Here is a 22,041-nt window from a genome sequence, read left to right on the forward strand (position 1 = left end):
TTATGTCACCTACTTTATTTTCCAAAAATAAGATTAATCGTTTAACAATTTAAACCTACACTAAAATAAAGTAGAGGATTTGTCAATGTTACTATACAGGTATAACAATATACGATTTTAATTTTTCCTTTAAGTTATAGCAGTATTCGTGTTGATATAAAAAAGTAATACGTGGATTCCCAATTCAGGATGTTCGCTTTTTAGTAGTGGGACGGGAGATTAGCCTCCTCAGCTCACCTGTTAAGGTTTCACATGTCAAGTTACTTAAACAGGAGACTCATTTCTTCTACTCCTATAATCTTCTTATTTAACTGATTGCTTTAACAAATCCTTTTAAAAACAACAAAATTTTAATCATTTCTTTTATTTAGATTTTAGTTCTGTAAACCGGAATAAAAAAACAACAGGGTCGCCTGTTGTTTTTTTAAATACTGTTAACTAAATTTACAACTTCTTCAGCAGTTGACATAGATAAAGCTTTTTCAGCTAATGTTTCCATCTCAGCTTTAGAAAGCTTAGCCATTTGACTACGTGCTGGAAGTATTGATGTCGCGCTCATAGAGAACTCATGTAAACCAAGTCCAACTAGTAAAGGAATTGCAAGTGAATCTCCAGCCATTTCGCCGCACATTCCAGCCCATTTACCTTCTTTGTTTGCCGCATCAATTACCATCTTAACTAATCTAAGAATAGAAGGGTTATATGGTTGATATAAATAAGCCACTTGTTCATTCATACGGTCAGCAGCCATTGTATATTGAATTAAATCGTTTGTTCCAATACTAAAGAAGTCTACTTCTTTCGCAAATACATCTGCTAAAACTGCAGAAGCTGGAATTTCAACCATCATCCCAATTTCAATACCATCTGAAACTTTTACATTTTCCTTGATTAATTGTTCTTTTTCTTCCAACAGAACAGCTTTAGCAGCTCTAAATTCATCAACAGTTGCGATCATTGGGAACATAACCTTTAAGTTACCGTAAACACTAGCTCTTAATAAAGCACGTAACTGAGTACGGAAAATGTCCTTTTGATCTAGACATAAACGAATAGCGCGATATCCTAAGAATGGATTCATTTCTTTTGGCAAGTGTAAATAAGATAATTCTTTATCTCCACCGATATCTAAAGTACGTACAACGACCGGTTTACTCCCCATACTTTCAAGAACTGTTTTATATGACTCGAACTGTTCTTCTTCGGTTGGGAAACTGTCACGTCCCATATAAAGAAACTCCGTACGGTAAAGACCAACGCCTTCACCACCATTATTAATAACACCCTCTACATCATTTGGTGTACCAATATTCGCTACTAGCTCAACGTGATGTCCATCTTTTGTAACTGTTGGTTCATTTTTCAATTTAGCCCACTCGACTTTTTGAAGCTCGAATTTCTCTTTTTTCGCTTTAAATTCAGCAAGTTCTTCTTGAGTTGGATCAACAATAACTTGACCATCTAAACCATCAACAATTACTGTTACGCCATTCTCAATTTTACCTGTTACTTCTTTTGTTCCTACTACAGCAGGAATTTCTAGAGAACGAGCCATAATTGCCGAATGTGACGTACGTCCACCAATATCAGTTGTAAAACCTAAAGCATATTTACGATTTAATTGTGCCGTATCAGATGGCGTTAAATCTTCTGCAATTATAATCACTTCTTCAGTAATGTTTGCAGGGTTCGAAATAGTTACGCCTAATAAATGAGCCATTACACGTTTTGTTACATCACGTATATCAGCAGCACGTTCTTTCATATATTCATTGTCCATGCTTTCGAACATTTGAACAAACATAGAGGCAACTTCATTCATAGCAAATTCTGCATTTACATTTTCTGATTTAATTTTGTCTTTTACTGGGTTAACAAGTTCTGGGTCATTTAAAACTAAGATGTGTGCAGAAAAAATTGCTGCTTTATCTTCACCAAGTTCTACATTCGCGTGATCGCGAATCTTTTCTAGTTCAGTGTTTGAAATTTGAATTGCATGATCAAAACGTACAATTTCAGCATCAACATCTGAAATTTGCTTCTTAACAATGCTTAATTCAGGGTTTTCTAAGCGAAATGCCTTGGCAATCGCAATCCCACTAGAAGCTGCGATACCATTAATATGTAAAGACATTACTCGCCTAGGCCTTCTTTTTTCATTGTTTCTTCAATTGCAGCAAGAGCTTGGTCAGCATCTTCACCATTAGCTGAAATTTTAATTTCAGTTCCTTGTTGAATCCCTAAAGACATTACACCCATGATTGACTTTAAATTAACAGATTTACCATTGTACTCTAAATTAATATCTGAGTTAAATTTACCAGCTACATTTACTAATAATGTTGCAGGACGTGCATGAATTCCAGAATCAGCTGTTACTTTAAATGTTTTTTCCATTATATTTATCTCCTTTGTGATTAAATCCACATTTTTGGTATAGACATTTGGCCTACTAAGAATATTCTATTAAAAGGGGTGCATAGTGTCAACTATACAACCCCCTCCAAAATGTAAACATTTTTCGAATTTTTTCTACTTTATTTTTATAATGCCTACTTCACCTTTTGATTGCTTACCTGATTTTTCAATTATTACTTGTTGACCTTCAGATAAGTTAGTAAACACAACAGGTGTAATTGTTGATGGTGCATTTTCGCGAATGTAGTGTAAATCTAATTTCACTAATTGTTGTCCTTTTGTAACTTTGTCTCCTTGAGACACAAGTACTTCAAAACCTTCACCATTTAATTTTACTGTATCAATACCAATGTGAATTAGAATTTCTTTACCACCGTTTGATAAGATACCAATCGCATGTTTAGTTGGGAAAACATTTACGATTTCCCCATCAACTGGTGAAACAACCGTTCCTTCTGATGGGATAATTGCAAAACCATCACCCATCATTTTTCCTGAGAAAACTTGGTCTGGCACTTCAGTGATTGGAATAATTTCTCCTTCAATTGGATTAATTATTTCTTCATCAGTTGATTGGTTAGTTGTTACTACTTTATCTTCATTTTTTGCAATAAAAGGTCTTTTCCCTGTCATTATATCTTTAATTTGTGTTTTTAATGTATCTGATTTAGGCCCAAAGATCGCTTGAATATTGTTACCAACTTCAAGTACTCCCGCAGCACCAAGTGCTTTTAGACGATCTTTCTTAACTTCATCTTTTTCTTTTACTTGGACACGTAAACGAGTAATACATGCATCTAATGAAGCAATATTATCTTTTCCACCAAGTGCTTGTAATATTTCATAAGGTAATTCATTTGCTGGAGTATTACTTTCCATTTCTTCAGTAATAGCATCTTCACGACCTGGAGTTTTTAAGTTCCATTTGCGAATTGCAAAACGGAATCCAAAATAGTAAATTACCGCTAATATTAAGCCAACGATGATTACCCACCACCAGCCAGTTCTATTTGGAAGTACCCCAAATAATAAGAAGTCAATTAACCCGCCAGAAAAAGTCATACCAATTTTCACATTTAGTAATTGCATTACCATAAATGATAAACCTGCAAAGATTGCATGAATACCGAATAATACTGGGGCAACGAATAAGAATGAAAATTCGATTGGTTCAGTAATACCAGTTAAGAATGAAGTTAATGCAGCTGATGCTAAAATACCTGCAGCTAATTTTTTATTTTCAGGTTTTGCTTCATGATACATTGCTAAAGCTGCAGCTGGTAATCCAAACATCATGAACGGGAATTTACCAACCATGAATGTTCCAGCAGTTAACTTCACACCATCTTTTAATTGAGCGAAGAAGATTTTTTGGTCACCATGAACTACCATACCAGTTTTATCTGTATATGATCCAAACTCGAACCAGAAAGGTGCATAGAATATATGGTGTAATCCAAATGGAATTAGTGAACGTTCAATTACACCGAATATAAATGCTGATAAAGTTAGGTTCGCATCGATCATATTATGAGAAAATGTATTTAAGCCATGTTGAATCGGTGGCCAAATGAAACACATTAAAATACCAAGTAAAACTGAGAAAGCCGCTGTTGCAATTGGAACAAATCGTTTTCCTGCAAAGAATCCTAAGTATGATGGCAAATCAATTTCAAAGTATTTATTATAAGCCCATGCAGCTAAGATACCAACAATAATACCGCCAAATACACCTGTTTGTAATGTAGGAATACCTAATACAAATGCATATGATGGATCATCAAATTTTGCTATATTTAATGCTTTATCTAAAACAATAAAATGTCCAACATCTTTGAACACGCTCATTGTTTTATTCATAATAAGGTAACCAACGATTGCAGCTAGTCCTGCAACGCCTTCACCACCAGCTAATCCTACGGCAACACCTACTGCGAATAATAAAGACAAATTACCGAAAATAATGTCACCAGATTGTTCCATAACTTTAGCAACTAGTTGGAACCAGTGAGCATCCAGAAATGGTAAATATTTTAATGTTTGGGGATTTTGAAATGCATTACCAAATGCAAGTAATAATCCGGCAGCTGGTAGAATTGCAACTGGAAGCATTAGAGCTTTACCAACTTTTTGAAGTACGCCAAAAATCTTCTTAAACATTGTTATCCTCCTTTTATTCAAACAAAAAAAGGCATGAGATAGAAAAATGTAATTATCACAATCCTGGGTATAGTTTCCCCTACCCTGATTTAATAATTCACATTTTTTCTACTCATGCCTGATCGAATCAGTAACACGTATAATGTGTACTTGTTATTCACTTTTGTTATGATTTCGCTTTCATTATATCTATATCATAAAAAAATATCAAGTGATTCAACTTAATTATTTTTTAGTTTACTTTGTACGAGCCTTTCTAGATGAATCGTTAAATAGATTACCTCTGCTTCGTTCGCTTTCCTATTTAAAGAACTTTCTATCGATTTTAGAATTTTCCAAGCTAGATCATAGCAAAGTGGGTATTCTTTCTTCAATATTATCGCCAAAGCAGGTGATTCCTCAGAAGATTCTCCATGGAAAATTCGATCAATTAAAAATCGAAGGTGACGTACTAGCCTTGAATAATGTATACTTTCACGATCTATTTTAATTTTTAAATAATCTTCTATATATAGAATTAATTCTTTAATGATTTGTGAAAACTTATGAACATCGGAAACCACTTCAATAGATAGGTTACTTACAATATGTAATGTAACAAACCCGACTTCTTCTATTGGTAAATTTATATCAATTTCATTATTAATTAATTCGATCACTTCTTCTGCAATTTTAAAATACTCAGGATACATCGCTTTTGTCTCTTGTAAAAAAGGATTTTCTACAATATAACCTTCTCGAATTCGTTTGATTGCATAGATTAAATGGTCAGTTAACCCAATATGAATTTGTTCATTTAATATACAGCCAGTTTTTTCTGCTATTAAATAGATTGCTTGTTGCAATGTTCCAGATAATTTTTCATCCATTACATGAATTAATGATTTATATTGCTTCTGCTTTTGTTCATCTTTTAAGACAAACATTTTTTCGACTAAACCTTCCATAATTAAATCGCCCTTAGTTTTATTAAAACCGATTCCTTTACCTAATAGAATTACTTCAGGGTGGTCTGCATTTTTAGCGATCAGTACATTATTATTTAAGACTTTTTTAATTGTATAGAATTCCGACATTTCTCTATACCACCCCCCAATTTCAAAATAGCTATATTATCATAACATAATTTTTCAAAAAAAGTTAAATGACTAATACTGTTCACAAAATAATCATATGTTTTTGAAACTTTTTTATTGTAGGTTAGAATGGATAAGTAAAAAAATTAAATGAGTAGGTGTTTTGTATATGATTAAATTATTTGTAAGTGATCTTGATGGGACAATGTATCATAAAGGTGAATTGTTTGATCACGATGTTGAAGCATTAAAAAAATTAATTGATCAGGATATTATCTTATGCTTTGCTTCAGGTAGATTAGATTATGAAATCGTAGAAATAATGGAAACATTGGAAGGCAACTTCCACCGAATTAGTATGAATGGTACATATATTTATTCAAAAGATGGAGAGGCTCTTCTAGATGCGACTTTCCATCCAACAGTTGTTAATAAGATCTATGAAATGATCTCTCCTGATAAATTTTTACGATATGTAGCTGACAATACGACTTACTACATTGAAGAAAAAACTGATATTGTAAAAGAAATTGAGAAGAATTCCAATATGCAAGCAGTAGAAATAAAAACACTTAAAGAAGAGTTAGGCAATACAATTACGCCTAAAAAATATGTTGTCATCGGTGAAGATGAGGATCTAATTCAATTACAAAATGAATTACAAAAAGAATTACCTGAATATATAACTTCATTTATTTCAGCTAAAAATTGTTTAGACATCGTTCCTGCTAATATAAGTAAGGGATCTGCCATCCAAATTTTAATTGATAAATTAGGAATCAATTCAAACGAAATCGCTTGTATAGGTGATTCTTATAATGACATACCAATGTTTCATTTAACTCCTAACAGTTTTGCCATGGAGGATGCAGATGATGAAGTTAAAAAACATGCTTCTTATGTCGTTCCTTCAGTGTCTGAAGCAATAAAAATAGCATTACAAATAAAATAAACATAAATAGGGGTGCTCAGAAAAGCACCCTTTTTATGTTCGTTCAATATCGATTGTAAAACGATAACGGTCTGCACGATAAATACAACTGACGTATTCTAACGGAACATCATCGTTTATATATGTTATTTGATGTAATTCAAGTGCAGGTGATTCTTCAGCTACTTCAAGAATCAGAGAATCACTTTCAGACATCAAAGAAGCCTTAATCCATTTTGTTGCTTTTTTAATCGAATATCCAAGACTAACTTCAAAATATTCGTATAAGGAATGATTAAGAACTTGTTCATCTATTCGATTGACTAAGTATTTTGGAATATAAGTTGTTTCTATAGCAATTGGATGCTCATTTGCTAAACGACATCTTTCAATTTTAAACACCTCAGATCCACATTCAATCGATAGTACTTCAGCCAAATATTCATCAGCCTCAGTTGTGGAAAATCCTAATAGTTTATTTGTTGGTGTCATTCCAATCGAAGAAATATCCTCTGAAAAACTTCTTAACGCTTGTAGAGACTCCTCCACTTCAATCCCATCTTTAACTGAAACAAATGTGCCGATTCCCCGTTTCCGACTTATTAAAGATTCTTTTACAAGATTATTTAAAGCCTGTCTTATTGTCATTCTACTTACATTTAGCATCTCACTTAATGCTTGCTCAGAGGGAATTCGTTCCCCAGGATTCCATTCCCCCGAGCTAATTTTTTCTTTTAATATCTCTTGTATTTGAAAATAAATCGGTAAAGGCGAATTCTTATCTAATTTAAACACTATTTTTTACAAAGTGAGTATGCATCTTCATCGACTACTACTGTAACATTTTGGTGTTGTTGAAGAGCAGTTGCTGGACAGTTTATGTCAACTTTTCCATAAAGCATTTCTTTCACAGCTTCAGCCTTTTTTGAACCTGATGCTATTAATATAATTCCTTTAGCATGAAGAATCGAACCAATTCCCATAGTTACTGCGTGAGTTGGAACATCATCTTCGTTTTCAAAGTAAATTTTATTTGCATTGCGAGTTGATTCTGTTAGTTCAACAATATGAGTTGGTGTATCAAATGGAGTTCCTGGTTCATTGAAACCAATATGGCCATTCTCCCCAATTCCTAATAACTGTATATCAACAGGATGTGACTCTAAAAGTCTTTCATAAGTTTTACATGCTTCTTCTAGGTCTTTCGTATTTCCATTTGGTAAATGATTTTCTTTAAATTGTAAATGATTAAAGAGCTGTTCAGCCATATACGTATGGTAGCTCGTTTGATCATCTTCTGCTAATCCAACATATTCATCTAAATTTACAGTTGTAACATGTTTAACATTTGGTTTGTTTTTACGGAATAATTCATATATCCCTAATGGAGAACCGCCTGTTGCTAAACCTAATGTAAAGTTATTTTTATCTTCTAATTCTTTCACAATTTTTTCATACGCAACTTTTGCAATCTCTTCTGCACTTTTCACTACGATTACGTTCATTCACTCACCTCATCTATTGATTTACCTAGTCTTGTCGTATTTATCACATGGAAATCTGTTGTCATTTGAACAAAATCAGCATCCTTACCAGCTTCTAATGCACCTTTTTTGGTAAGACCAAATTCCTTAGCTTGATTTATCGATGTCATCAGGACTGCCTCTTCAGGCGTACAGCCAGTGTATTCCATAATATTTCTAAATGCATCATCCATTTTTAAAATACTACCAGCTAATGTACCATCTTCTAATCTAGCACTTTTATTTTTTACAAATACAGGTTGACCACCTAGCTCATATTCACCATCTTCTAATCCTTTAGCTCTCATTGCATCTGTAATAACGCTTATTTTATTAGCACCCTTTAAGCGATATGCAAGCTTAACCATGTCGGGATGAATGTGGATACCATCTGGAATAATTTCAACCATTACATTTTCATCTAATAATACATGTCCTACTGTTCCTACTTCTCTATGATGCATTGGACGCATTTGATTATATAAGTGTGTTGCGTGAGTAATTGACCTTCCTTCAAAATCTGCAGCTACCGCATCAGAATGGCCAACCGTTCCTATTACACCAGTATCTTTGAATACTTTTTCTAATTGATTTGCTCCATCCAATTCAGGAGCATAAGTAACTAATTTGATTAATCCACCCGAAGCCTCTTGCCACTCATTAAATAAATTAACATCAGGGTTAATTATATATTCTAATGGCTGTGCACCAGCTCGCTTTTTGTTTACAAATGGACCCTCTAAGTGAATGAATTCAAAATGCCCGCCTAATTTTTTAGCTTCTTTTAATGAACTTAAAGCGTTTTTTATATTTTCATGTGACTGAGTCATTGTTGTTGGAAAAAAGGTAGTTACTCCTTCTTTCATCATTTTTTTACTCATTTTTAAGATTGACTCTGGATTAGCATCCATTGCATCAACATCATATGCACCATGAATGTGTATATCAATTATCCCAGGGATAATGACAGTACCTTTTCCATCAATTATTTCTTCATCTTCACTGATGAACGTTTCCATTCGATCAATTTGTTTTATTGTTTCATCAAATCGAATAAAGCCATTTTCGATTACTTCTTTGCCTGTGTAGATTTTTACGTTAGTTATTGTTTTCATTTTTAGTTCCTCCTTCTTACTTTAAAGAAGTCGTATGATCCCCACTTATAGAAAGTAGTGTTTACCTAATCAGAAATCACATTCTTTTTCTAATTAGCTAATCAGGTAATCTTCTTTCACATATCCATTTTAAGATATATACGCCTAGTTGTCTATACTACCTTACATGTTTTTTGTGACAAAAAAAAGTATCGGTTTCACGGATTAACCAATACTTCTTCTTTTTCAATATATAGTTTTTTCCCATTTGTTGCTAATTCTATATCTCCATACTCATCTGTTGTATAATGCTTAATTCCTAAGTGATTTAAACGCTTCATCACAGAACGATGCGGGTGTCCAAATAAATTAAATTTATCATACGAGAGAATTGCTACTGTTGGATTTACGGCAAATAGAAATTTCTCTGAAGTGGATGTAGCAGAACCATGATGTGGAATTTTTAATACTTGGGCATCAATACTCTCATCTTTCAATAGCCTTTTTTCTGCTTTACTTTCGATATCACCTGTTAATAATAAGGATATTTCTTCATAAGTAACTTTTAATACGATTGAACTGTCATTATTTGATAATTTAGGTTTACCACTATTTAAAACTGTGATTTCTACATTTGGGTCGAGAGAAATTTTATCATCAATCTTTGCAATTTGTATCGGAATATTTTTTTGATATGCTTCCTTTTTATACAAATAATATGAGTGTGAATTATATTTTTTTCCACTATCTAATATATTTTTAATTCTTATTTTATTCATTACCTTTAGTAATCCCCCGATATGGTCTATATCTGGATGAGTGCTTACGAGTAAATCAATCTCATTAATATGAAGTCGTTTTATCTTTTTAATTACGTCATTTCCATGCTCAACATCCCCTCCATCAATAAGAATTGTTTTACCATTCGGCATAATCATGATGATACTATCTCCTTGTCCTACATCTAAGAAATAGACTAATAAAGGATGGGTAATGTAACCATTATTTAGTGATCGAGCCTCTATCTTACTAGTTACGCCAAAAATTGTAGTGAAAAGAATCAAGAAACTAATTATTAGAGAGTAAAGTTTATTTTGGTTGATCATTCACACTTCCTCCTAATACTATTTTCTCTTTCCTTTTTCAAAAGTATGTATGCTTTATCAGTAGAATTAACCAAGTGATAAAGTTTTTCTTAAAGCTTTCGTATACTACATTTTTAAATTAACTAAAATGTGATTCCATTTAACGGTCGAACAATTGAGCCTCCTAGTAGCGATGGCAAATCCGCTCCAATCAACTTGTATGCATTTTTGAAAAATTTTGGTATTAAAAACAGCAATCTTATAGAAAAGAGCCTTATTTAATTTCAATAATAAACTTTAACAAAAAAACGCTTATAATTGAACTTCACCTCCAAATACTAGTTGTGTCTACTATTTGGAGGGGATTTCAGTTCAATTATTCAGCGTTTTTTTAAAATACTTCTTCTAATTTTTTTACGACTAATAATGTATCGCTTATGATTTGAAAAGGTTCGTTGGTTATATAAATTCCATGCATACCTAATTTTAAAGCTGGAGAAATTTCATTAATAAAATTATCACCGATTGAGACGATTTCATGAGGTAGCACACTATATTTTTCCATAATGCTTTTTAAATGCTTTTCAGTTTCCAAAGGTTTTTTCCCATCCGTAATTTCCAAATGAAATACTTGTGTTAATCCTATTAATTCCAACAGTCGAGTTACATCCGCTCGATCTGAGTTCGTTAATAAAACTAATTTTTTGGTGTTTTTCACATTATTTAGACCTTCTTTTAATCCTTTTATAGAAGGTATTATAAAATCTTCTGTAGCCATAAATTCTTTCGTTTTATCATAACAATGATAAACATCTCTGGCACCATAATGATAGCTAGTTACTAATGGAAGCCACCATCCATCGCCTACAGGAATGAACGGCAATTCAAAGTTTATTTTATCAAAATAATTTTCTTCAAGTTCATCTTTTGAAAGTAACTGACCTTCCCATGTATGTACTTGTATCGGTCTCATTGTTATAGGATCTAATGTAACGATTAAGTCTCTTTTCGAATCATAGACTTTTCCGATTGTTAAGGCATGGTCTAGATTTTTTATTTTTTTGTAGTCATTCTCAAAACTTACTCTATTTTCTTCACTGATTTCTTTTGCTAAAAGCTTCGCGTAATAATCATAATGTTCAGTTCCATCATACAAAGTTCCATCTAAATCAAACACTAATACTTTTGAATTCTGTAATAAGTTATGCATGCGATACTCCTTAATTCACTTTATCTTTTACATCTATTATATAACTAAAAGATTCCTTCTTATTATTTAAATTAAATTCATAAAAAATCTTATACATTTCTTCCTGCTGTAGTGTTAATTCATACTTTAATTTAGTTTTATTAGATGAAGAATTCAATATTTTAAAAAATGACCCATCTTCACTTACAATATAAATTTGATGATTACTCATTTTAGGATGATGACCTTTGAAGTTAGTAAATTCGAAGTTAAGAGTATTCTTATTTTTTGTAAGCAACGAATCAAATAATAATGATACTTGGAAATCATCAAACTTTTTGGTTAAAATCGATGTTGGAAATAATGCTTGCTTTTGTTCCTTATTTTTTTGGAATATTTTTGTATCGATTGTTTGGTTATTTATAAAGATACTTACAAAATAAGGTGTTTTTTTCTTAAAATGATAATTAAATGTAAAACGATTTTTCCCATTATAAATAGGTTCAATAACTTTATAAGATTTAAGTGATTCTGAAGTAATGAATACTTTTATTTCATCACGCTGGGGTACACTTATGGATTTAGAGTGTATGTCTACCTTTTGTGTATTAGTTTTAGTACTTAGATTCCACTCTACTTTTTGAAACTTAATCGGATTCACTTGATTACCATTTGAAACAGTACTTTGATTAGTTAGAAACCGATTGCCAATTAATAAGATAATTAATATACCGATACATAATGATACAGTATAACGAAATTTCATCATTTTAGTCCCCTTATAATGATAGAATAGTCAAGTTTTCTAGTAGTTTACAGTAGGCTAAATTCTACATGTAAACTCTTTCAATATTTCTTCACATATGTAATAATTAAAATTCGTCATAAATTATCTGAACTAGTTTATTTAGTTTTTTAGCAAAACTTCTATATTTAATATGTACTACGTTCGATACGCTTTTTCCTTTATGTAAAAGTTTAATCAAGAATGTTTTTATTTGAAATGTAGAAACTAAAATATTGATGCAGATAGTTTATTGTATTAACTTTTTAAGGAGGATTTTTAAATGAGTATACATATTGGTGCAGAACAAGGTGCAATTGCTGACAAAATTTTATTACCAGGTGATCCACTACGAGCTAAATATATTGCAGAAACATTTTTAGAAGATGTTGTTTGTTATAACGAAGTTCGTGGGATGCTTGGTTTCACAGGTACATATAAAGGTCAAAGAATTTCTGTTCAAGGAACTGGTATGGGTATCCCTTCCATTGGCATTTACGTGAATGAGCTTATTAATAGTTACGGTGTTAAAACATTAATTCGTGTAGGTACGTGTGGAGGTATTCAAAAGGACGTTAAGGTACGCGATGTAATAATTGCAATGACAACTTGTACTGATTCAAATATGAATCGATTAACATTCCCAGGTTTTGATTTTGCTCCATGTGCTAGCTTTGATTTATTAAAGAAAGCATACGATGGTGCTGTAAATAAAGGATTAAATGTTAAAGTAGGAAATGTATTAACGGCTGACGTGTTCTATCGAGAAAATATGGATATGGTTCAGAAGTTAGGAGATTATGGCGTACTGGCTGTTGAAATGGAAACAACTGCGTTATATACAATTGCTTCAAAACATAATGTAGATGCCCTTACTGTTTTAACTGTTAGTGACCATATCTTTACTGGTGAAGAAACTTCTGCGCAAGAAAGACAAACTACTTTTAACGATATGATTCGTATAGCTTTAGATGCTGCAATTTCTTAATATAAATTAATATTTTGAATTAATAAAAGCCTGGATAATATTTTCCAGGCTTTTTAATATGTATATAAATAGTGAATTATCGTTTTTTATCGTTAAAATCTATGACTTTTTGTTCCACATTTCTCTCATTCAACGGTACAATAGCAATATCGAATATATAGTAGGGAAGGTCATTTATGAAAAAAAACCAATCAATCTTATTTTTCGTTTGGATTGTTAGCATTATCGCAACACTTAGTAGTTTATCTTTTTCAATTTTTAACCATTGGATTCCATGCTCGTTATGTTGGTATCAGCGTATTTTCATGTATCCAATCGTATTTATTGTAGGCATTGCCTTTTATAAAAATAAGATAAATGACATTATTTATGTACTACCATTATCTTTAATAGGTATGTGTATTTCGATTTATCATATACTCATCCAAAAAGTACCTGCACTAAAAGAAACTGCAACGCAGTGTGGACCCGTTCCTTGCACAGGTGATTATTTAAATTTATTTGGATTTATTACGATCCCAATGTTAGCATTTGTTGCATTTCTTCTTATTACTATTTTTTCTATTTATTTAATTAAAAAATCAAATTAAAATAACTCGAGCTGCTCGGTAGATGATGGTCCAAATTCAATACCTAGCAGCTTCATTAATTGTTTTGCGTTATCAGCTGCATCTCCACCAGAGTTATTATTAAACAAAATACATATTTCCTTCGTTTGTTTCGATAAAATTTCTAGTTTTTCAACCCATTCAATTAATTCCACTTCATTATATCGATAAAGGTAACGGACCTCGCGCCAATTTTCTTGACCATTATGATTCCAACCGTAAACGTTACGTCCATGAAATCGTATAATCGTTAATTCCTTATTCGTAGCATGTAATACAATTGGAACACTTCCAGTACCTGCTTGTGGTTCATCACAAATGGAATGAATCCATCCTTCATCCTTCATAAAATTCAGCGTTTGATCATAAAACTGAGGAAGAAACCATGATTGATTTCGAAATTCTAGTATTGATGGTATATTTTCTAGTTCATTTTTAAGTGTTCTTAAAAAATCCACATTCTCTTTTTTACAATTAAACCAAGGTGGAAATTGAAATAATACTCCTTTAAGTTTGTCATGTTCAATTAATGGTTGGATAGATTCCAAAAATGGCTTTAATAATTGTATTTGTTCTTCTTTTGAATAATTTTGTCTCGCATGTCCAGTTATCCCTCCATATGCCTTTACAATAAATGAAAAATCAGGTGTTGTTTGATTTGACCATTTTTGAAAATTCGATTGAGGCATAATACTATAATAGGAAGAATCAATTTCCACGATTGGAAAATGTGTACAATATTGTCTAAGTTTTTTCGATGAGTGAATACGATCTGGATATAAACTATCATGATCTCCCCAACCAGTGACTCCAATTTTTATTTCCATAACCCTCTCCCAATTAAATTTCATTATTAAATAATTATTTCTAATTTTCATTAAAATAAACGATATAGTTTGATATAATGACTATGGTATAAACTTATTTTAGTAGAAATTGGAGTATAGTGTAAATGATTAACGAGACAGTTAAAGAATTAAATAATAAAATTGCTGAACTTGAAGGTAAAATAAAATCATATGAAAAAATCCTAAGTACAATAGATTCTGGTTCTATATTTTCAAATGAAACTCGTGAATTATACAGCACAAAACAACCCACTAATGAAGAAACTTTTAATAAACCTCATTTTGAAATAGATCAGACACCATCATTACATAATAAATTTTCAACTTTTTTAACTAATAGTAAAAGAACATTGCAATCAGTATACGATGCTTTCCCACATCAAGTATTATTTATAGATAAAAATGGCATTATTACTTTGTACAACCAGCAAGTTGCCTTAGATTTTAAGATAAAAAAATATGAATACATTGGTAGACATATTAAAGAGCTCCTAAAAATAGATGAGAAAGATATTTTCTTATTACAAACTCTCTATTCAGGTGAAGAGTTTTATAATAAGGAAATATTAAATATTGATTATGGAATTATTAATACTCGTATTATTCGGGATTTAGAAGGTGATATTGCTAGAGTAATAGGTGTATTTCATAATTTAAATGACGCCAGGGAATCTGAGAAACTAGCCATGTCAGGAAGAATCGCTGCAGGTATTGCTCATGAGGTACGTAACCCACTTACGACAGTAAGAGGCTATTTACAATTCCTACAAGAAGAATCACCAAGCCAATATAAACAATTATTTAACGATTTATTAATACCAGAATTAGACAGAGCCAACAATATAATAACTGACTTTTTATCAATCACCAAAAATGCAAACTATAAACCCGAACCCATTCTAATTAATAACTTTTTATCCAATTACATGAAACAATTATTATTTAGTGAGACAGTCTTGAATAATATCAACATCGAATATAATCTATCAACTGAATTAAATGAAAACAAAATATACTTTGATAAAAATCAACTGGTTCAAGTATTTCTTAACCTATTTCATAATGCATTAGATGCAAAAAAAGATGGTTTACTTACAATAAATTTTTCAACATTTATTGAAAATGATTTAATTTATATCGTCTTTAAAGATAATGGGTCTGGAATTCCTCCAGCTGACTTACCTTATATATTTGATCCGTTTTTTACAACTAAAGACAATGGCACAGGGCTTGGTCTATCTTTAACAAAGAAAATAATTCAAAATCACAATGGTACAATTTCTGTCTTTAGTGGTAAAAGTGGCACGACATTTACAATCACATTACCAGTTAAATAATGTCTCCTATATGAATAGTCTATTTAAAGCTGTCGCGATTGTTTCTGACAGCTTTTTTTAGTTTTTTCAAATTAAAATTGCTAAAACCTATAAATTCTATACATTTTAAACATCCAAATAAAAAGGCTTTTACCATTCTAGATTTCCACTTCAGAATACTTGCCTTCCGTTGGTCGGGTGATGAGCCTCCTAGGCCACAAGACGTGGGTCATGCATGCGTTACAACAGGTCGTCGTGGTAAAACCATACCTACGTTTTTGACGCCTTGCGTGGGTCTCACCTGTCCCATAATCACTCACAGGCGTCTCGCACCCTCTGCTCCAACCATCTTCTTGATTACCAGTTTAATTTATCAAAAACTCCATAAAATCAACAATCTATTCATTTCTTTATTTACTTTACTAGCAACAAAGTCTACGAAATAGCAAAAAAAGACCAAAACAGTAAAGTTTTGGTCACCTTTAAGTACTATTATGTTCGTTAAAATAAAGAGAATCTAATTTTTACACCGTTCATTTGATTTGGTTTGGAAGTTCCTTTATTGAAACAATCACATGATCTAATTTATGTTCAATTCGATATAAAAGATACAATGTAACTGCAATTGGAAATCCTACTTCTTTAATAAAATTAAACCAAAGTTCCATTTCATCTCCCCCTTTTCGATATAGATAAAGGGGAAAAACTTTTTTTCATTAAACCGTTAAAATTATTTTACCTGTAGATTTTCTACTTTCCAATAAATCGTGTGCTAGTTTACCATCTTTTAATTCAAAAACGGTCGGTTCTTGAATCTCAATTTGTTTATTAGCAATCCAAGTAAATAATTCATTACTTCTATTTAGTCTTTCTTCTTTGGAAATAAGGATATTCCATAAGTCTCCACCCGTTAATGTCTTTGAAGTATCCATTAACATTCTCGGATCAATATGAACAGGATCTCCGCCAGCCATTCCATAGAATACCACTGTACCATGTACTTTCGTTGCTTCAAAACTATCCATTATTGTAGAACCTACGGATTCATAAACTACATCAACACCATGTTTTGCTTTTGTTAAATCTTTTGTTAACCCAACCCAATTCTCGTTATAAAGAAAAACTTCTTTCGCACCTATTGATAGAGCTTTTTCTCTTTTTTCTTGCGAGGAGGTCAGTCCGATTACCTCGCCACCTTTTAGTCGAATCATTTGAGTTAACAACTGACCAACCCCACCTGCAACAGCATGAACAAGCGCTATGTCTCCAGCTTTTATTTTATAACTATCGTTAATCAAGTAATGAGCAGTTAATCCTTGTAGCATGATGGATGCAGCAATCTCAAAACTAATTTCATTAGGAATCGGGACAATATGAGAATCTTTTGCAGCAACATATTCAGCATTTGCGTAAGGTACATCAGCGAATGCAACTCTATCTCCGATTTTATAATCTGATATATTCGAACCAACTTCTGAAATGATACCTGCACCTTCGTAACCTAATATATAAGGCGGATTTCCAGCTAAATGATAATTACCTTTACGACGGTAAATATCAGCGAAATTAACCCCAACAGCCTTCATCTCAATCAATACTTCATTTTCTGATATGATTGGCCGTTCTACCTCTTCAAATTTCAAAACATCTGAACTACCGAACTCTTTAAAAACTAATGCTTTCATAGACATACTTCCTAACTGTTAAAATTCAAAAATAAAATCCTCATCTGTTAATTTTTCCACTGTAACAGCTTTTACATACCCATTACCTTTTACAGAGAAAAAATCATGGTTTTTTGTATCTGTTTTCAAACCATTTAGAACGATTGGATTAATGTCCTCTTCTTCAAAGTACTGATCAAATCCTAAATTCATAAGTGCTTTATTTGCATTGTATCTGATAAATTTATTTACTTCATCTACTAAGCCGATTGATGAATAGATGTCTTCTGTGTATTGCAATTCAATATCATACAACTGAACTAATAATGACATTGTTTCCTTATACAGTCGAGTTTTTTGTTCTTCTGTAAATTCTTCATATATTTGCTGAGCTAATATCCCAACGAATACTCCATGTATACTTTCATCACGTAAAATTAGATTTATTATTTCACCACTTGCAGTCATCTTACCTTGACCTGCTAAATATAAAGGGAAGAAAAATCCACTATAAAATAAGTAACTCTCTAAAAAGACACTTGCTACCATAGCCATATATAGCTCTTCAGATGACACATCTCTCTTTAATAAATTTAGGTAATATGATGAGATTAGTTCTGACTTTTTCGTTAAAATTGGGTGCTCGTCAACCCATTTAAATAGCTCATCAATTTCATCTTCAGTAGCAAGTGTTGTAAATATATGTGAATAGCTTTTCGCATGTACTTCTTCCATTGCTCCCATAAAGGCTAGTACACTTTTTGCTTGTAGATTCTTTAAATGAACTAAAATAAGTGGCATCCCTTCTCCACCTTGCTTCGTATCAAGTAAAGTAAGTCCACCTAGTACTTTTATAAATGTATCCTGCTCATCTTTTGATAAAGTGTTCCATGTATTTTTATCAGAAGAGACGACTATTTCTTCTTCTGTCCAAAATTGTGATAAATTTTGTTTCCAAAAAACTAAACTAAAGTCATCTTCCTTCTTATTCCAGTTCACAGCTTTCATTTATATTGCCCCCTAGTCATTAAAGAAAGCCCGATAATATAGAATTGTTTGCTTTTGCATTCTATAATCGAGCTTTCCAATTCGCATAATTATTAAATTTAATTTAGATATAGTTCAGGTATTGACTATGATTTGCATATCTAATGTCTAGCAACACAGTTCTAATTCTTTCACAATTCTTAAACTGAACAACTGATACATTCTTCAACGCTAAGTTTTCGTGTGCGAGTATAATATAAACTCTTTAATCCTTTTTTATTTGCATAGATATAATATCTTGCTAATTCTCTAGTAGAGATATCACTATTTACATATAAAATCGTACTGATTCCTTGATCAACATGTTGTTGAATTTCTGCAATCAAATCAATTAATTTATATTGATTGACATCATAAGCAGATTTGTAATACCAAAAACTTTTTTGAGATAGATATGGCATTGGATAATAAGTCGTAGAATTTGCGTATGTTCGAGATTCTATTACATTTACAATTGGCATAACTGAAGAGGTTGCATTCTGAATGTAGCTAATTGATTGTGTAGGTGCAATTGCTAATCGATAACTGTTATACAAACCATATGCTTGTACTTGCTTACATAATGTTACCCAATCAAATTCGTTTGGGATATAAATTCCGTTAAATAACTCTTTTACTTTTTGAGATTTTGGTTCAAATGACTGCTCTGTATACTTTTCAAAATAAGTACCTTTTGCATATTCACTTTTCTCAAAGTCCTTGAATGTTTTACCTGTTTCTTTTGCAATTAACATGCTTTTTTCGATTGAATAGAAATTCATCATCATAAAGAATGTTCGAACGAAATCTTTTGCTTCTTCACTTTCATAAGCAATACCGTTTTTTGCAAAATAACCATGTAAATTCATAGCACCTAATCCAACAGAATGAAGCTCATCATTTGCTTTTTTTACTGTAGGTGCATTTTCAATCTCAGTCATATCTGATACAGCTGTTAAAGCTTCAATACCAACATGTACTGATTCTTTTATAGCTTTATTTTCCATTACATTAACAATATTTAAAGAGCCTAAATTACAATTTACATCTCGTTTAATTTGATCCTCAGAACCATAATTATTAATTTCTGATGTTTCTTGAAGCTGGAAGATTTCAGTACATAAATTAGACATTTTAATTTCGCCGATATCCTTTAAAGCATGCTGCTTATTTGCATTACTCTTATACATTAAGTATGGATATCCTGATTCTAATTGAATTGCTGCGATTTTAACCAGTAAATCTCTCGCAGTTAAATCTAATTTTCTCTTTTTAATTTTATCATTCTTAACTAATTCATCATATTTTTCATCAATGTCAATATCATCCAGATAGATACCATATTCTTTATATACAGTGTACGGTGCGAATACGTAGAATGGCTCATTTTTCTCTGCCAATTCAAAGAATTTATTAGGAACAATTAATCCGATCGAAAGTGATTGAATGCGGCTTTTTTCATCTGCATTTATTTTTTTTGTATCAAGAAATTCAATTACGTCCCAGTGAAAAATATTTAAATAAGTAGCTCCAGCACCTTTTCGTTGTCCAAGCTGATTAGCGTATGAGAATGAGTCTTCTAATAATTTCATTACAGGAACAACACCACTTGCAGCGTTATCAATCTCTTTAATTTGTTCTCCCCTAGCTCTAAGCTTAGATAAATTCAATGCAACTCCACCACCAATTTTTGATAGCTGCATTGCCGTATTAATTTGAAAACCGATTGAATTTAAGCTGTCATCCATTTCAAGCAGGAAGCAAGATACCATTTCACCTCTTCTACTTCTACCAGCATTTAAAAATGTTGGTGTAGCAGGTTGGTAATTTTGTTGAATCATCATCTTAGCTAATATTAAAGCTTTTTCAATATTGCCTCTACCTAGATATAGAGCAACTATTGCTATGCGATCTTCATAGCCTTCTAAATAAAATTTTCCATCATTTGTTTTTAAGGCATAATCCTTAAAGAATTTTGATGCAGCCATATAAGATTGGAACGTAAATCCAGCTTTATATACAAGGTCATACATTCTTTCTATTTCATTAAAGGAGTATTCTAGCTCTACGTTATAATAATAGTTTTCTTGAATCATATAGTTTAAGCGTTCTTTTATAGTAGAAAATTGAATTTTTCTGTCTTCCACTTCTTTTAAAAAACAAAGTAACGCTTCTTTATCTTTCGCAAGATCAAAAAAACCATCCTTTTTAATCGTTAATTCATTATTAAGCTCAATATGTCTCAAGCTTTTTCACTCCCTCAAGAAAATATTGTATATCTCGATTTGTCCCAGACATTTCGAATTTTGACAAAACTGGTACGTTATATGTTGATGATATTTTATCCGCGCTGGCTGCAAATGAATCTCCCCAGTTTCTATTACCACTTGCACTTACTGCTTTAAGATAGTGTGAATTTTGTTTTAAAAAATGATTTACATTATCAGGTACACTACCAAATCCAGTTGTATAAGTTACGAGAATATACGGTTCTTCAATTGTAAGTCCATCTTTTATTTGAATTGACGGCATTCTAATTTTATTGACAAATCGTTTAACATTGCCAGTCATTGAGCTGTAAACTATCACCATATAATCACCCTCGTTAATATGTAAGAATATTGAAAAATCTCATGTTATATACCTACATATTGTATTACCTTTTTAGAACAAACACAACATATAGTTTCTCAAATTAAAAAATAAACATTTCGACAAGTTCATCTAGAATGAAACAATAAGAGAAATTTAACAAAAAATGGAGAAGAGTGCAATAAAGTGTAAAACGATTTTTTTGTCAATTGACCGATTGTCATTTTCACAAAAAAAGTACTCATTAACTCCTTGCTAAACAAGAAAAAAGTCGAAAAAAACTTTTTTTTTTAGCAAAGTTTTAATGAATACTTAGTTAAATGTTATAAAGTTTTCACTATTTCTTTAACTTCTAGCAATTTCACTATAAGTGTAAATTACATCGCCGCCATGTTGTGCAATTCCACGAATATGCTTAAAATCCTCACGTGCTACTATTATTTGTCTAAAAGTTAAAAAATCACTTTTCTTTATTGCGATTTCTTGTATTTCTCCATTAACTAGTTGATTAATTAAATTAATCATTTCATTTTGTTCCATAAACTCACCCTTATATAGTAGAAATATTTTTTAAAATTGGCTCTGTTAAAAAAGAATCCGTTTCCTTTTCAGTGGATGAACTCACCACCCTCCCCCTCGTTCCCTACCGTAACGTCTGGTAAGTTAGTTGTTCATTAGGAGAATCGTGGCATCTCTATATTCTTTAATTACTTAGGCTGTTTTTGTATACATCGTTGCA

Annotated in this window: 21 protein-coding genes; 4 read left to right on the forward strand and 17 right to left on the reverse strand. The window is 31.6% G+C overall.

The genetic code is table 11. The annotated features are described in order from the left end of the window. Positions 1–424 precede the first annotated feature (424 nt). The 4 genes from ptsP to glcT all read right to left on the reverse strand — a co-directional run bounded on the left by ptsP (position 425) and on the right by glcT (position 5,654). Entirely contained in the window at positions 425–2,134 is a 1,710-nt protein-coding gene (gene ptsP / locus B7R65_RS16785; protein ID WP_088043988.1) for a phosphoenolpyruvate--protein phosphotransferase, read from the reverse strand. Then, positions 2,134–2,397, reverse strand: coding sequence for a phosphocarrier protein HPr (locus B7R65_RS16790; RefSeq protein ID WP_088043989.1), 264 nt, complete (start codon positions 2,395–2,397; stop codon positions 2,134–2,136). Before B7R65_RS16790 ends, ptsP begins: the two co-directional genes overlap by 1 nt. Before the next feature lie 135 nt (positions 2,398–2,532). Further along, the gene (gene ptsG / locus B7R65_RS16795) at positions 2,533–4,578 is read right to left on the reverse strand and encodes a glucose-specific PTS transporter subunit IIBC (RefSeq protein WP_088043990.1); all 2,046 of its coding nucleotides are present in this window, start codon (positions 4,576–4,578) and stop codon (positions 2,533–2,535) included. A 221-nt stretch (positions 4,579–4,799) separates the two neighbouring features. Continuing rightward, positions 4,800–5,654: a glucose PTS transporter transcription antiterminator GlcT gene (gene glcT / locus B7R65_RS16800; RefSeq protein ID WP_088043991.1), complete on the reverse strand. Its 855-nt coding sequence runs from the start codon at positions 5,652–5,654 to the stop codon at positions 4,800–4,802. Between the two features lie 169 nt (positions 5,655–5,823). Between glcT and B7R65_RS16805 the strand changes: the two genes are divergently transcribed. Beyond that, positions 5,824–6,606, forward strand: coding sequence for a Cof-type HAD-IIB family hydrolase (locus B7R65_RS16805; RefSeq protein WP_088043992.1), 783 nt, complete (start codon positions 5,824–5,826; stop codon positions 6,604–6,606). 33 nt (positions 6,607–6,639) lie between these two features. Here B7R65_RS16805 and B7R65_RS16810 read toward each other — a convergent pair whose 3' ends face one another. The 6 genes from B7R65_RS16810 to B7R65_RS16835 all read right to left on the reverse strand — a co-directional run bounded on the left by B7R65_RS16810 (position 6,640) and on the right by B7R65_RS16835 (position 12,242). Beyond that, positions 6,640–7,380 (reverse strand): GntR family transcriptional regulator, encoded by a 741-nt coding sequence (locus tag B7R65_RS16810; RefSeq protein WP_088043993.1) that lies wholly within the window; start codon positions 7,378–7,380, stop codon positions 6,640–6,642. After that, a complete protein-coding gene (gene nagB / locus B7R65_RS16815) occupies positions 7,380–8,090 on the reverse strand; it encodes a glucosamine-6-phosphate deaminase (RefSeq protein WP_088043994.1) in 711 nt (236 codons plus the stop codon). The genes B7R65_RS16810 and nagB overlap by 1 nt, the downstream gene beginning before the upstream one ends. Further along, positions 8,087–9,223, reverse strand: coding sequence for an N-acetylglucosamine-6-phosphate deacetylase (gene nagA / locus B7R65_RS16820; protein WP_088043995.1), 1,137 nt, complete (start codon positions 9,221–9,223; stop codon positions 8,087–8,089). Before nagA ends, nagB begins: the two co-directional genes overlap by 4 nt. Before the next feature lie 197 nt (positions 9,224–9,420). Next, the gene (locus B7R65_RS16825) at positions 9,421–10,308 is read right to left on the reverse strand and encodes a ComEC/Rec2 family competence protein (RefSeq protein ID WP_088043996.1); all 888 of its coding nucleotides are present in this window, start codon (positions 10,306–10,308) and stop codon (positions 9,421–9,423) included. 370 nt (positions 10,309–10,678) lie between these two features. After that, positions 10,679–11,497, reverse strand: coding sequence for an HAD family hydrolase (locus B7R65_RS16830; RefSeq protein WP_088043997.1), 819 nt, complete (start codon positions 11,495–11,497; stop codon positions 10,679–10,681). A 10-nt stretch (positions 11,498–11,507) separates the two neighbouring features. Beyond that, the gene (locus B7R65_RS16835; protein ID WP_088043998.1) at positions 11,508–12,242 is read right to left on the reverse strand and encodes a hypothetical protein; all 735 of its coding nucleotides are present in this window, start codon (positions 12,240–12,242) and stop codon (positions 11,508–11,510) included. A 301-nt stretch (positions 12,243–12,543) separates the two neighbouring features. Here B7R65_RS16835 and deoD point away from each other — a divergent pair, with 301 nt between their 5' ends. After that, positions 12,544–13,248, forward strand: a complete 705-nt coding sequence (gene deoD / locus B7R65_RS16840) for a purine-nucleoside phosphorylase (RefSeq protein ID WP_088043999.1) — start codon at positions 12,544–12,546, stop codon at positions 13,246–13,248. A 176-nt stretch (positions 13,249–13,424) separates the two neighbouring features. Continuing rightward, the gene (locus B7R65_RS16845) at positions 13,425–13,838 is read left to right on the forward strand and encodes a disulfide oxidoreductase (RefSeq protein WP_088044000.1); all 414 of its coding nucleotides are present in this window, start codon (positions 13,425–13,427) and stop codon (positions 13,836–13,838) included. Here the strand turns inward: B7R65_RS16845 and B7R65_RS16850 are convergent. Beyond that, entirely contained in the window at positions 13,835–14,683 is an 849-nt protein-coding gene (locus tag B7R65_RS16850) for a DUF72 domain-containing protein (protein WP_088044001.1), read from the reverse strand. The genes B7R65_RS16845 and B7R65_RS16850 overlap by 4 nt on opposite strands. Before the next feature lie 125 nt (positions 14,684–14,808). On the opposite strand from B7R65_RS16850, the gene B7R65_RS16855 reads away from it, so the two are divergent. Then, the gene (locus B7R65_RS16855; RefSeq protein WP_088044002.1) at positions 14,809–16,041 is read left to right on the forward strand and encodes a two-component system sensor histidine kinase NtrB; all 1,233 of its coding nucleotides are present in this window, start codon (positions 14,809–14,811) and stop codon (positions 16,039–16,041) included. Between the two features lie 512 nt (positions 16,042–16,553). Here B7R65_RS16855 and B7R65_RS16860 read toward each other — a convergent pair. The 6 genes from B7R65_RS16860 to B7R65_RS16885 all read right to left on the reverse strand — a co-directional run bounded on the left by B7R65_RS16860 (position 16,554) and on the right by B7R65_RS16885 (position 21,842). Beyond that, positions 16,554–16,688 (reverse strand): YvrJ family protein, encoded by a 135-nt coding sequence (locus B7R65_RS16860; protein WP_088044003.1) that lies wholly within the window; start codon positions 16,686–16,688, stop codon positions 16,554–16,556. Positions 16,689–16,736: 48 nt separating this feature from the next. Continuing rightward, the gene (locus B7R65_RS16865; protein WP_088044004.1) at positions 16,737–17,705 is read right to left on the reverse strand and encodes a quinone oxidoreductase family protein; all 969 of its coding nucleotides are present in this window, start codon (positions 17,703–17,705) and stop codon (positions 16,737–16,739) included. Between the two features lie 18 nt (positions 17,706–17,723). Then, positions 17,724–18,692 (reverse strand): class 1b ribonucleoside-diphosphate reductase subunit beta, encoded by a 969-nt coding sequence (gene nrdF / locus B7R65_RS16870; RefSeq protein ID WP_088044005.1) that lies wholly within the window; start codon positions 18,690–18,692, stop codon positions 17,724–17,726. Between the two features lie 179 nt (positions 18,693–18,871). Beyond that, positions 18,872–20,956: a class 1b ribonucleoside-diphosphate reductase subunit alpha gene (gene nrdE / locus B7R65_RS16875; protein WP_088044006.1), complete on the reverse strand. Its 2,085-nt coding sequence runs from the start codon at positions 20,954–20,956 to the stop codon at positions 18,872–18,874. Further along, positions 20,943–21,302 (reverse strand): class Ib ribonucleoside-diphosphate reductase assembly flavoprotein NrdI, encoded by a 360-nt coding sequence (gene nrdI / locus B7R65_RS16880; protein ID WP_088044007.1) that lies wholly within the window; start codon positions 21,300–21,302, stop codon positions 20,943–20,945. The genes nrdE and nrdI overlap by 14 nt, the downstream gene beginning before the upstream one ends. Positions 21,303–21,647: 345 nt before the next feature. Continuing rightward, a complete protein-coding gene (locus tag B7R65_RS16885) occupies positions 21,648–21,842 on the reverse strand; it encodes a hypothetical protein (RefSeq protein WP_088044008.1) in 195 nt (64 codons plus the stop codon). Between the last annotated feature and the right edge of the window lie 199 nt (positions 21,843–22,041).

Origin of the sequence: Bacillus sp. EAC, from assembly GCF_002156875.1 — a bacterium.
Classification (GTDB): domain Bacteria; phylum Bacillota; class Bacilli; order Bacillales; family Bacillaceae_G; genus Gottfriedia.